Here is a 12916-nt window from a genome sequence, read left to right as displayed (position 1 = left end):
TTCAGGGGCGTTGTTCAGGGGCGTTGTTCAGGGGCGTTGTTCAGGGGCGTTGTTCAAAAGAGCGTTTTGAGGAAGCGGCGGGTCCGGTCGTCGTCCCGGACGTACTCGGCGGCCACGAAGTCGGTGACCCCGGCCTCGGCGAGCGCGGTGAGCTGCGCCGCGACCTCGTCCTCATTTCCGGTGATCGCCACGTCGGCCGGGCCCGCGGCCCCCTCGCGGTCGAGCATCGCCCGGTAGGAGGGCAGATCGCCGTAGCCGGCGAACACCTCCCCCGCGCGGGCCCTGGCGGCGTCGGCGTCGTCGGTGACGCAGACCGGCAGGGCGCACACGATCCTCGGCGCGGGCCGTCCGGCGGCGCGCGCCGCCTCGGTCACGGCGGGGGCCACGTGCCCGGCGACGGTCTTGGGACCGGTCATCCACAGCACGGTGCCGTCGGCCTTCTCCCCGGCGAGCTTGAGCATCCGGGGCGCCAGCGCGGCGATGAGCACCGGCATGTCGCCCGCGCCCGGGGTGGACAGCTGCACGTGCGCCCTGAGCGTCTCGCCGTCGAAGTCGGCCCTCTCCCCCCGGACGAGGGGCAGCAGGACCGACAGGTACTCGCGCATGTGACGGGCGGGCCGTTCGAAGCCGTAGCCGTACATGTCCTCGATCACGACCCGGTGCGACAGCCCGATGCCGAGCGCGAGCCGCCCGTCCAGGGCGGCGTTGACGGTGAGCGCCTGCTGGGCGAGGGCCGCGGGGTGACGGGGGTAGCTGGGCACGACCGCGGTGCCGAGTTCGATGCCGGGCACCTGACTTCCGGTGACGGCCAGGGCGGTCAGCGCGTCGAGGCCGAAGATGTTGGAGATCCAGGCCGAGGAGAAGCCGTCGTCGGCGCCGCGGGCGATCCGGTCCCGCAGCTTGCCCAGCGCGTCCGGCCCCTTGGGCTCGGTGATGAACAGTCCGACTCGCATCGTTACCGAACTCCGTTCTAGTGGGTGCGGTCAGTCTAGAACGATGTTCGTCCCAGCCCCCGCTCCCGCCCCGATCCCGCTCCCGGTTTCGATCCCACCCCCGGGCCCCGGCACTCGGGCACCGTGCCGCCTCCCCTCCACCGTCCCGGATGACGCGTTCCGGCGCCCGGGCCGTCCGCGCCTCGCACCGGGGGCTTGACACGAGGGGCCGTATCGGTAAAGTCGCCTTACTTTATCGATACATATATCGATAAAGGAGGCGCTTCGCTCTCCATCGCCGGTCGTCCCCCTCGACTCGCCCCCTCCACCGAAGGCAGGGTTCACCCTGATGACCGACCTCGTCGTACCCGCCGTCATCAACCTCGACATCCCCGGCCCGGTGATCAGCCGGCACCTGTACGGCCACTTCGCCGAGCATCTGGGCCGCTGCGTCTACGGCGGCTTCTACGTGGGAGAGGACAGCGACCTGCCGAACGCGGGCGGCATCCGGCTGGACGTGGTGGAGGCGCTGCGCGCGCTGGACATCCCGAACCTGCGCTGGCCGGGCGGCTGCTTCGCCGACGAGTACCACTGGATGGACGGCATCGGGCCCAGGGACCGGCGTCCGGTGATGGTCAACACCCACTGGGGGAACGTCGAGGAGAACAACCACTTCGGCACGCACGAGTTCATGGCCCTGTGCGAGCTGCTCGGCGCCGAGCCGTACATCAGCGGCAACGTCGGATCCGGCACGGTCAGGGAGATGAGCGACTGGGTCGAGTACCTCACCCGCGACGGCGACTCGCCCATGGTGCGCCTGCGCAGGGCCAACGGCCGCGAGGAGCCGTGGCGGGTGCGGTTCTGGGGGCTGGGCAACGAGGCATGGGGCTGCGGCGGCCACATGCGCGCCGAGCAGTACGCCGCCGAGGCCCGCCGGTTCGGCACCTACTGCCGCGACCACGGCGGCAACAGGCTGTACCGCGTCGCCGCCGGCGCGAACGGCGACGACTACGCCTGGACCGAGACGCTGATGAGGCAGCTCGGCGACCTGGGGTGCGCCTACCGGCCCGCGCCGTTCATGCAGGCGCTGTCGTTCCACCACTACACGGTCCCGGGCGCCTGGGAGGACAAGGGCGACGCCACCGTCTTCGACACCGACGACCACTACCGCACGATGGTCGCCGCCGCCCGCGTCGACGAGCTCATCACCGGCCACTCCAACGTCATGGACTGCTACGACCCGGGCAGGAACGTCGGCCTGGTGCTGGACGAGTGGGGCACCTGGTGGAACGCCGAACCGGGCACGAACCCCGGTTTCCTGTACCAGCAGAACACCCTGCGCGACGCGCTGGTCGCCGCCCTGCACTTCGACGTCTTCCACCGCCACGCCGACCGGCTCGTCATGGCCAACATCGCCCAGACCGTGAACGTGCTGCAGGCCATGATCCTCACCGACCCCGGCTCCGGGGCCCTCGTGCTGACCCCCACCTACCACGTGTTCGAGATGAACAAGGGCCACCAGGACGCCGCGTCGCTGCGCGTCGACCTCCCCGCCGGCCTGCCCTCCCGCGAGGTGGGACAGGCGAGCCTGACGACCGTCTCGCTGTCGGCCAGCCGTAAGGAAGGCCGGGTGCTCGTCTCGCTGTCCAACCTCGACGCCGACGAGGCCGTCGACGTCGATCTGGACCTGCGCGGCGGCGCCGTGGCCGACGTCCGTGCCCGCGTCCTCACCTCCGGCAGGCTGCAGGACCACAACACCCCCGCCGCGCCCGGCGTCGTCGCCCCCCGCCCGTACGAGGTCTCCGCCACGGGCTCCGGGCTGCGCGTGCGCCTGCCCGCCCACTCCTTCGTCACCGTGGAGGGGCGTCTCGCGTGACGGGGCCCTGTGCGGCCCCGGACGCGCCGCGGCCGCACGGGGTCCCTCACCGTCCCGTCATCGCGGTGACCGGGTCCGCGGGATCTCCCGGGCGATAAACTCGCCACCGATGGCGGCCCGGCCGAAGACGTCCGGGCCGGATCCGGACCGGACGGCGAAACGCGGGGCGCGGCATGGTGACCATGGAGGACGTCGCCCGGCTCGCCGGAGTGTCGAAGATGACCGTCTCCAACGTCGTCAACGACCGCGAGGGGGTCAGCGACCTGGTCCGCCGGCGGGTGCTGGAGGCCATCCGGCAGTCGGGCTACCGCCTCAACGTCTCCGCCCGTTCCCTGAGGTCCGGGCGGACCGGCGTCATCGGCCTGGCCGTCCCCGAGGTGGAGGTCCCCTACTTCGGCCATCTCGCCGGCCTCGTCATCGACGCGGCCGGGCGCCGGGGCTACCACGTCGCGATCGAGCGGACCGGCGCGGCGGAGGCCGGGGAGGCCGGCGCGCTCACCCGTTCCCGCGTCCTGCAGTTCGACGCCCTGATCCTCAGCGCCGTCGCCCTCGACGGGCTGGACGAGCGGCTGACCGGCGCCGGCTTCCCGGTCGTCATGCTCGGCGAGCGGGACTTCGGCGGCCGCTTCGACCACGTCGCCATGCCCAACGAGGAGGGCATGAAGGCGGCGACCGTCCACCTGGCCGACCGGGGGTGCCGGAGGATCGGCATCGTCTCCGGCGTCCCCCGCGAGGGCGTGAACGTGGTGACGCGCCGCTACCGCGGCTACCTCGACGGGCTCGCCGAACGCGGCCTGTCCGCCGATCCGCCCCTGCTCTTCCCCCTGGACGGCATGACCATGGAGGCCGGCCGGGACGCCGCCCACCGCATGGTCGACTCCGGCCTGGATGTCGACGGGGTGGTGGCGGTCACCGACACCGTCGCCCTCGGCGTCCTGCGGGGTCTGGCCGATCGCGGGCTGCGGGTTCCCGGCGACGTCCGCCTCATCGGCTTCGACGACGTTCCCGAGTCGCGTTTCCTCGTCCCCTCGCTGTCCTCGGTGGCGCCGGACCACCGGTGGATGGCGGAGAAGGCCGTCGAGCTGGCGGTCCAGCGCGTCCGCGGCCCCCTCCGCCCGGCCGGGGAGCACGTCGCCCCCTTCGAGCTCGTGGTCCGCGAGTCGACGCGCTGAGCCCCCGCCGGACCGGCGGGGGCGGGTCGGAGGCGGGGCGCGGGTCAGAAGTAGTTCGGCGCGAGGTCCGTCGTCGGCCAGGTCTTCACACCTGAGGCGGCCTTGCCCAGGATCGGGTCGATCGAGTCGAAGTCCGGGGTGCCCTCCTCCTCCCTGCGGTTGAAGATCGCGCAGTAGCTGACGCCGTTCTGGATCCTCGCCAGGAAGGCGAACGTGCCGGGCATGGAACCGTTGTGCCAGGTGTTGAGCCCGCCCTCGTTGTTGTTGCGGACGTACCAGCCGAAGCCGTACCACGAGCCGCCGGAGGTGACGCCCGTCTCGGGCTTGGCGAACACCCGGGAGAGCGACGTCGAGTTGAGCACCGGCCCGGCGGCGTCGAAGGCGAAGCCCCACTTGACCAGGTCGACGGCCGAGGCGAGCCAGCCGCCGTTGGCGTCCTGGTTCGGCATGTTGAAGCCGCCGTAGGGGTACGGCACGACCGTGCCCGAGTCGTCGAGGACGGTCTTGTTCGTGTACTTCGAGACGTAGGGCACCTCGATGGAGGCGGCCTCCGACGCGAGGCTGCCGCCCAGCACCGGCCGGGTGATCCCGAGGGGCGCCAGGAGCTTCTGCCTGACGTACGACTCGTAGCTCATGCCGGAGACCTTCTCGATGATCCGGCCGAGCAGCATGTAGCCGTAGTTGCTGTAGACGTGCCTGGTGCCGGGATCGAAGTCGAGCTTCCTGGCGGTCGTCCACTTCATGATGTCGGCGTGGTCGACCGGCAGCGGCGCGTCGAGCGACGCGGAGATCGCGTGGTCCGCCCAGAGCGGGTCCGGCGACGCGCCGCGGTCCCAGCCGCCGGTGTGCTGCAGCAGCCGCCAGACGGTGACCTTCGCCAGGCGCGGGTCGGTCGTGGTGGACAGCCCCAGCAGGGACGCCACCGACGCCCCGAGGCTCAGCCTGCCGTCCTGGGCCAGCCGGGCGATCGCGGCTCCCGTGATGTTCTTGCTGAGGCTGGCGACCCGGAAGAGGGACGTCGGCTGCACCTTCCGCAGGGTCGCCGACCGGGTGTAGACGCCGTAGCCGCGGGCGAGGAGGATCTTCCCCTTGCGGGCGACCGCGAGCTGGGCGCACCCGATGCCGCGTTCCGCGATGTAGGTCTTCATCGCGCTGTCGAACCCGGCGAGCGCGCTCGGCACGACGCCCGTGGTGATGGTCGCGGCCTCGGCGGGCCGGGTGCCGAGCGCGAGCGCGGGCACGACCCCCGCGCCCGCCTGGAGGAGCCGTCGCCGGCTGATCGTCGTCACTTTTGCCCCCGTGTACGGAAAACTTCGAGGGTCTTTACTATCACGACCGAAACGTGCGGTGATCTCCATCCGTAATTCCGGCCGGGATGGAACGTTCCGCGAAGGGCGGACGCTCGGAGAAACCGGGTTCCCCGCGGGGCACGGGATTCTCTCCGGAAGGCGGCGAGGAGACCGCTGCGCCCGGCCGGAAACGGGAGCATCATTGCCGCATGGCCGAACCGGTGCATCCAGGCGTCCGCTCCCCCGCCCCCCGCCCAGCCCCCTCCGCCGACCGCGCCGACCGCGGCGACCGGGGACCCGGACGGCCGGACCTCCGTACGGCCGGCGGATCGAGGGAGGACCGCCGGTGAGACTCGCCGGGGACGTGCGCTTCGGGGTGCTCGGGTCGCTCCGGGCCGAGGTGGGCGATCGCCCGGCGGCGCTGGGCGGGTCCCGCCAGCGGGCCGTGCTGGCGCGGCTGCTGATCGCGCGGGGCAGGAGCGTCCCGGCGGAGCGGATCCTGTCCGAGGTCTGGGAGGGCTCCAGGGCGCCCTCCGTGACGACGCTCCACGGATACGTCGCCGACCTGCGCAGGACGCTGGAACCCGAACGGGTCCCCGGCGCCCCGGCCCGGCTGCTGGTGCGCGAGGGGCCGGGATACGCCCTGCGCGCCGCCCCGGACGCGATCGACGCCGAGCGCTTCACGGAGCTGGCCGCCCGCGGCCGGCACGCGCTGGAGGACGGCGAACCTGAGGAGGCCGCCGACCTCCTGGGGCGGGCGCTCGCGCTCTGGCGGGGCCCGGCCTACGCCGACTTCGACGGGGCGGCGTTCGCGACGCCGGACGCGACCCGGCTGGAGGAGCTGCGGGCCACGGTGCGTGAGGACCGGCTCGCCGCCGTCATCGCGGCGGGGCGGCACGCCTCCGCCGTGGGCGAGCTGGAGGCGCTGGTCGCCGAACAGCCGCTGCGGGAGCGCGGCTGGGAGCTGCTGGCCCTCGCCCTGTACCGGTCGGGGCGGCAGGCCGACGCCCTCACCGCGCTGCGCAGGGTGCGCAGACGGCTGGCCGACGAGCTGGGCATCGACCCCGGCCCCGGCCTGCGCGACCTGGAGGCGGCGGTGCTCGCCCAGGACCCGCGGCTGGCCCCGGCTCCCAGGCGGCGGAACCCGCCGCCGGCCCCCGCGCCCGGGCGGCCCGGCCGCGTCCCCCCCACCCGGACCGCGGTTCCGGCGCCGCCCCCGGGCAACCTGCCGTTCGCGCTGTCCAGCTTCGTCGGCCGCGCCGGCGACCTCGCGGCCGTCGCCGGCCTGCTGGACGGGCACCGGCTCGTCACGCTCACCGGTCCGGGCGGCGTCGGCAAGACCCGGCTGGCCCTGGAGGTCGCCCGCGCCCGAGCCGACGCCGACGGACCCTGGCTCGTCGAGCTGGGAGAGCGGCACGTGCCCGAGCCGCTGACCGCGACCCAGTTGCTGGCCGCGACCGTCGCCGACGCCCTGGGCCTGCCCACCGTCCCCTCCCCCGACCGGCTCGCCACGATGCTCGTCGAGCGCGACACGCTGATCGTCCTGGACAACTGCGAGCACCTGCTGGCTCCCGCCGCGGAGCTGGTCCACACCCTGCTGACCCGCTGCGGATCCGTGCGTGTCCTGTGCACCGGCCGCGAGCCGCTGGGCATCACCGGTGAGGCGATCTACGAGGTGCCGCCCCTGCCCGCCGCCACGGAGGCCGTGGAGCTGTTCCTGCACCGCGCGGCCGCCGCCCAGCCCGGCTGGACGCCCGAGCCGGGCGACCGGGAGCGGATCGCCGCCCTGTGCGAGGATCTCGACGGCATCCCGCTGGCCGTCGAGCTCGCCGCCGCGCAGTGCCGGATGCTGTCCGTCGGCCAGATCGCCGACGCCCTGGAGGACCGCTTCACCCTGCTGGTGGGCGGCTCGGCCGACCGCCCGGACCGCCACCGGACGCTGCTGGACACGGTCGCCTGGAGCGACCAGCTGCTGGAGCCGGACGAGCGCCGGCTGTTCTACCGGCTCGGCGTGTTCGCCTCCGGCTTCGACCTCGACGGGGCCGCCGCCGTCGGGGAGGTCACCCCCGTCCTGGGGCCGCTGTCGGCTCTGGTCCGCAAGTCACTGGTCATCGCCGTGCCCGGCACGGCGCCGCGCCGCTACCGGATGCTGGAGACGCTGCGCCGGTACGCCACGGGCGCGCTCTCACCCGTCGAGCTGAACAACGCCGAGGAGCGCCACCGCGCCTGGGTCCTGGCCCGGGCCGAGAACGCCGAACGCCACCTCCGCGGCCCGCAGGGGGCGGAGCTGCTCGACGGGCTGAGCCTCGACCAGCCGGAGTTCCGGGCGGCGTTCACGTCGGCGCTGGTGGAAGGCGAGGGCGAATACGCGCTGCGACTGGGCAGCGCGCTCTTCTGGTTCTGGTTCCGCCGGGGCCATGTCGCGGAGGGGACGGCCTGGCTGCTGGACGGGTTCGTCTGGGCCCCCTGGGCGAGCGCGGGCCTCCGGGCGCCGGCCCGGCTCGCCGACGCGGCGCTGAACTACCTGGCCGGGTATCCGGAGGCGGGATACGAGAGGGCGAGCAGGGCCGTGGAGGAAGCCCGCGAGGCCGGTGACCCGGTGACGGAGGCGGGCGCCGCCGCCTACGCCGCATATCTGGGCCTGCTGACCGGGGTTCCGCTCGACGCCGCGTCGTCGGCCCGCGCGGCCGTCGAGATGGCCCGGGGCACCGCCCAGGTCTGGCTGGAGGCCGAGACGCTCATGATCCAGGGCATGGTGCTGCGGATCCTGGGAGACCTGCCGGGTGCCGGCACGGCCTTCCGGGAGGCCCTCGTCGCCGCCCGCGCCAGCGGCCACGACTGGGTCGCGGACGGTGTCGCCTGGTGCGACCTGAAGACCGCCTGCGACCGCGGGGACGGCCTCCGGGCCCTGGCCGTCGCGGGGGACGTGCTGGCCGCGATGGACCGCTACGGGGACACCTCCTTCTGGCTGGTGACCGTGCACAGCGCGGCCCGCGCGCTGGTGCTGGCCGGGCGGGCCGAGGAGGCGGCCGTGCTGATGGGCGCGGTGCGGGCCATCGGGTCCCGGGCCGGTGTCTCCCCGGAGTCGATGGACCCGCTGGACGGGCCGCGCGAGGCCGCCGCGGTCCGCGAGGCGCTGCCGCCGGAGGAGTACGAACGGCATGCCGCCCGCGGCGGCGCGCTGTCCCGGCAGGAGGTGAGCGCCCTGCTCACCACCCTGATCGCCGACCTGACCGGCCGCCGCTCCCCCTGACGACCGGAGCCGCGGTCACTGGGAGAACGCTGGGAGGTCGCTGGGCGGTCACCGGGCGACCGCCGGGTGACCGCTGGGGAAGCCGTCTCCCGGCGGCCTCCCAGCGGCCGCGCACATCCTCATGTCGTGAGCACGGCGCCGCCCCGCGGGGCGGCCGGACGACGAGGGTGAGGACGCCATGGAGGACACCGGCCACCGGCCATCCGGGGACGGCGGGGACAGCAGACATGCCGGATATGCCGTATATGCCGGGCATTCGGAGTCTCCCGGCCACGACGGTCGCGGTGAGCGGCCCGGACGCCCGGGGCACGCCGTCGTCGCCGGGGCGGGGATGGGCGGCCTGCTGGCGGCCCGGGTGCTGAGCGAGACGTTCGGCCGGGTCACGGTGGTCGACCGCGACGCGCTGCCCGTCGAGGGCGTCCCGCGGCGGGGCGTGCCGCAGGGCCGTCACGCGCACGGAATGCTGTCGCGGGGCTGCGAGGTGCTGGAGGAGCTGTTCCCCGGACTCACCGCGGACCTCGTCGCGACGGGCGCCGTCGCCTGCGACCTCCAGGGCGACGTCCGCTGGTACAACGACGGCAGGCTGCTGCGCCCCGCGCCCTCGCGGCTGCGCGGACTGTCGGTGAGCCGGCCACGGCTCGAACGCTCCCTGCGGTCCCGGGTGGAGGCCCTTCCGGGCGTGACGATCCTCGACGCCTGCGAGGTGGTCGAGCCGATCACCGGCGCCGGCGGCGCGGTCACCGGGGTGCGGCTGCTGCGCCCCGGCCACCGGCCGCGGGACATGGCGGCCGACCTCGTGGTGAACGCCACCGGCCGGGGCAACCGGGGCGCCGAGTGGCTGCGCCTGCTGGGGTACGGGCCGGTGCCGGAGGAACGCGTCGAGTCCCGGCTGATGTACGTCTCGCGCGAGTACCGGCGCCGGCCGGGCGACTGCGACGCCGTCGCCCTCATCGTGGGGCACAGCGCGGCCGTCCCCAGGGGCGGGGTCGCGCTCAGCGCGGAGGGCGACCGCTGGCTGGTCACCCTGTACGGCATGGGCGACGACCTCCCGCCCGCCGACCCTGAGGGGTACCACCGGTTCGCCGCCCGGCTCCCGGTCCCCGATCTGCACGACCTCCTGCGGCGGCTCGAACCGCTCGGGGAGCCGCGGCCGATGCGCATCCCGGTGAGCGTCCGCCGCCGGTACGAGCGGCTGGACCGCTTCCCCGAGGGCTACGTGGTGTTCGGCGACGCCCTGTGCCAGTTCAACCCCACCTATGGGCAGGGCATGACGGTGGCGGCCTGCGAGGCCGCCGCGTTGCGCGACTGCCTGGCGGACGGAGGGCCGGACGGCCTGGCCCGCCGCTTCTTCCGGCGCGCCGCGCGGATCATCGACGTGCCGTGGGACATGTCGGTCGGCGGGGACCTGCGGTTCCCGTCCGTCGAGGGCCGGCGCACCGCGCGCCTGCGGCTGCTGAACGGCTACCTCGCCCGTCTCCACGTGGCCGCCGAGGCCGACCCGGTGGTCGGGAACGCCTTCCTGAGCGTCGCCAACCTGCAGGAGCCGCCGCGGCGGCTGCTGTCGCCGGGCGTCGTGGCCCGGGTGCTCCTGCCGCGGCCGGGCGGCGTCCCGGCCGGTCCCCGGGCCGCCGCCCGGGAGGGGATCCCGGCCGGCCGCTGAAGGCCCCGGCCCGGCGACCTCCCTCCTGCTCCCTCCTGCGGACCCGCCCCGGCGGGCCGCCCACCACCGGCCCCGTCGGGGCCGGCGTGTCGTCCTCCCCGCCCGGCAGGGCGGGAGGACGGCGCCTTCCCGGCCCTTCCGGGCCGGGCACCGTACCTCACCTCCCCTGATGAGGCGGTCCCGAAAAGGGACCGGAGAACCCAGTGAAACCCACGCGAAAGGACATCACCATGATCAAGAACCTCGTGACCGGAGTCGTGCTGGCGGCCGCCGTCGTGACGGGCGGGGCGGCCGTCGCGGCCCCGGCCTCCGCGCAGACCGGCTCCGCGGGCAACGCGGTCTGGGTCGAGCCCGGCACCACCAGATCGTTCCTCGTCATGTGCCCCGCGTACGCGCCCACGATGCTGACCGACACGATCAGCGTCACCGCCGGCGCCGGGGTGTCGGTCACGACGAGCCTGGACACCGACTCCGACGCCTTCAGCCGCGACAGGCTCACGGTGACGGCCGCCAACGGAGGCGCCGTCCGCGTCTACGTCTCGGCCAAGGCGTCCTGCACGAGCTGACCCCGCCCATCCGCTCCCGGGCCGCGGTCCCGCCCGGATGAGGAGCGGAGGGGCGAGGACGACGGGAGCCGTCCCCATCGGATGGGGACGGCTCCGCTCTGCTCGCCGGCGGCTACGCCCACGGAGGGGCGACGATCCAGCTCACGTCGTCACTCCACGAGGTGGGGCTGTCGAAGGCGTTCGAGCCGCCGTTGGCGGCGATGTAGACGGTGTCGTAGTAGTGGCGGACGAACCGGTCCGGATAGTTGTACGAGGCCAGTGAGACGCCCTGGCCGTTCTTCCCGGACTGCGGGCAGAACGTCGCGTCGGCGGCGAACAGCGAACTGCCGTCGTTCGACTGCCGGTACAGCCGGTAGTTGTAGTGCCGCAGGAAACTGCCGGGGTAGTTCCTCGACTCGAACGACACGCACGAGCCGCCGGCCAGGCCGGCGCGCACGACCCAGGTGGCGTCGCTCTTGTCGGTGGCGGAGCTGGACGAGGTGATCACCGAGGTGACGGCGTTGTCGTTCTGGTGCCGGATGTAGCGGCCGGTGCAGCAGGCCGTCGTCGCACGCAGCGACACCGACGAGCCGGGGGTGAGCGTCCCGCCCGTACCGCCGCCCGTCGCGTATCCGGCGGCGACGATGTTGGCCTGCACCGCGTTCTCGGTGGCGTCCGACGGGTAGCCGGAGGTCATCACGCCCTCGTAGAAGGTGCCTCGGGCGCCGATGCTGTTGTCGCCGCCGATGCCGAGGATGATGGCCCCCTCCTTCTTCATCGGGTTGTAGCCCGGCACGTTGGGCCGCACCCCGTTGTAGAAGGTCGAAAGGCCGCCGGACTGGGCGTTGCCGCCCCGGATGGCCCAGTGGTTCGGCTCGCCCTTGACGACGGCGGTCAGGAACCGGTGGCTGATGCTGGGGTCGCCCGCGTTGTACCTCTGGTTGACGCCGGAGAACAGGCCGTTCTCCAGGTCGGCCATGATCCAGGGGCCGTTGCCGGCGCCGTAGCCCCAGACCTTGTTGTTGCCGAAGTAGATGGCCTCCATGGTGCCGTTGCCGTTGTCGCGGCTGTTGGTCTCGGCGTTGCCGTAGTCGAAGCAGCAGCCGCCGTTGTAGTGGGTGCCGTCGAAGATGGCGTACATGCCCTCGGGCTGGTCGCCCTTGGCGACGCCGTTGGTGGCGTTGTTGCGGTACCCGGTGCCCGGAGCCACGTAGACGCCGTACGCCTTGTGCCCGCCGACCATGATCGGCGCCAGCGTCGCGTCCGCCAGGTTGTCGTATCCGCCCGGGGCCGGTCCGGAGAACCCGCCGGGAGGGGCCTGGGTGAGGCGGTTGTTGCGTCCCGACTGGTCGTAGATGACCGTGATCAGGCAGGTGGCGGCGGCGCAGAAGGAGTCCTGCGCGGCGGCGTCCGCGACTCCGCCCGCGCTCAGCACGCCGATGTCGCGGGTGGCGTTGTCGGAGGAGCGGCGCACCTGGTACAGCGGGCCGTTGTAGGCGCCGTACAGCGCACGGGTCGTGCTGTGCGCCGCCACGCACGGCGTGCCGCCCGCGGCGTAGATGTCACACGGCTGCGATGTCGCGGCCTGCGACGGGGCGGAGACGCCGGACAGCAGACCGGCGGCGAGCGCGATGGTCGCGCCCGCGGACAGCAATGCCTTTTTGAAGTGCCGTGACCGGGACCGGACGGACATCATGAACATCTGCCTTCCAGGGGGGTGCGCCACGGATGCCGGGGGTTTCGGGCAGGATTCACCGGCCGAAAGACATGGGTGATCGCCACGTGATCAATCGCATGGCGCGATGCCCGCTGACCTGCGGAATCGTGACAGAAAAGGGAAAGACGTCTATTTTGTTAGCGTTAACATAAATGCGGGTGGCAAGTCCTCCATAGTTTCGATGCGTATTAGGCCGACCGGCCCACTATGAAACGCACCCGCGTGTTACGTCAAGGTTTCAGTCAGGTCATTGTGAACCGCGGGGTCCCGCGGCGCCGTACGGAGGAATCCGTCACCGGGCCCGGACAGCCGCGTCCCGCCCGCACGACCGGGACGCCCCCTGGCCGGATCCCCGCGGGCGAGCAGATCGCTCACGGGGATCCGGCCAGGGGGCGTCGACGCCGCCGGACGCCGGAACCTCACGTCGGCGCCGCCGGACGCCAGGACCTCACGTCGGCGCCGCCGGATGCCA

8 protein-coding genes are annotated in these 12916 nt (G+C 73.4%); 5 read left to right on the top strand and 3 right to left on the bottom strand.

The annotated features are described in order from the left end of the window. Positions 1–53: 53 nt before the first annotated feature. Positions 54–953 (bottom strand): TIGR03564 family F420-dependent LLM class oxidoreductase, encoded by a 900-nt coding sequence (locus tag AB0D67_RS14600; protein ID WP_362934213.1) that lies wholly within the window; start codon positions 951–953, stop codon positions 54–56. A 328-nt stretch (positions 954–1281) separates the two neighbouring features. Here AB0D67_RS14600 and AB0D67_RS14595 point away from each other — a divergent pair, with 328 nt between their 5' ends. Both AB0D67_RS14595 and AB0D67_RS14590 read left to right on the top strand, forming a co-directional pair. Beyond that, on the top strand, positions 1282–2808 hold the full coding sequence (locus tag AB0D67_RS14595; protein ID WP_362934210.1) for an alpha-L-arabinofuranosidase C-terminal domain-containing protein: 1527 nt from the start codon (positions 1282–1284) through the stop codon (positions 2806–2808). Positions 2809–2981: 173 nt separating this feature from the next. Next, positions 2982–3980 (top strand): LacI family DNA-binding transcriptional regulator, encoded by a 999-nt coding sequence (locus tag AB0D67_RS14590; protein ID WP_362934207.1) that lies wholly within the window; start codon positions 2982–2984, stop codon positions 3978–3980. Positions 3981–4024: 44 nt separating this feature from the next. Here the strand turns inward: AB0D67_RS14590 and AB0D67_RS14585 are convergent, their stop codons facing one another. Next, positions 4025–5269, bottom strand: coding sequence for a serine hydrolase domain-containing protein (locus AB0D67_RS14585; RefSeq protein WP_362934204.1), 1245 nt, complete (start codon positions 5267–5269; stop codon positions 4025–4027). Positions 5270–5615: 346 nt separating this feature from the next. On the opposite strand from AB0D67_RS14585, the gene AB0D67_RS14580 reads away from it, so the two are divergent. The 3 genes from AB0D67_RS14580 to AB0D67_RS14570 all read left to right on the top strand — a co-directional run bounded on the left by AB0D67_RS14580 (position 5616) and on the right by AB0D67_RS14570 (position 10748). Then, the gene (locus AB0D67_RS14580; protein ID WP_362934201.1) at positions 5616–8522 is read left to right on the top strand and encodes a BTAD domain-containing putative transcriptional regulator; all 2907 of its coding nucleotides are present in this window, start codon (positions 5616–5618) and stop codon (positions 8520–8522) included. A gap of 331 nt (positions 8523–8853) precedes the next feature. Further along, complete coding sequence (locus tag AB0D67_RS14575) at positions 8854–10182, top strand: FAD-binding monooxygenase (protein WP_362934198.1); 1329 nt, start codon at positions 8854–8856, stop codon at positions 10180–10182. 230 nt (positions 10183–10412) lie between these two features. Continuing rightward, positions 10413–10748 carry a hypothetical protein gene (locus tag AB0D67_RS14570; RefSeq protein ID WP_362934196.1) on the top strand — a complete coding sequence of 112 codons (336 nt, stop codon included), beginning with the start codon at positions 10413–10415 and terminating at the stop codon, positions 10746–10748. Positions 10749–10860: 112 nt separating this feature from the next. On the opposite strand, the gene AB0D67_RS14565 is transcribed toward AB0D67_RS14570, so the two are convergent. Beyond that, positions 10861–12429 carry an alpha-L-arabinofuranosidase B gene (locus tag AB0D67_RS14565; RefSeq protein WP_362934193.1) on the bottom strand — a complete coding sequence of 523 codons (1569 nt, stop codon included), beginning with the start codon at positions 12427–12429 and terminating at the stop codon, positions 10861–10863. Positions 12430–12916: the final 487 nt, after the last annotated feature.

It is taken from the genome of Streptosporangium sp. NPDC048047 (assembly GCF_040653115.1).
GTDB lineage: Bacteria > Actinomycetota > Actinomycetes > Streptosporangiales > Streptosporangiaceae > Streptosporangium.
This window is presented reverse-complemented; position numbering and strand designations above follow the sequence as displayed.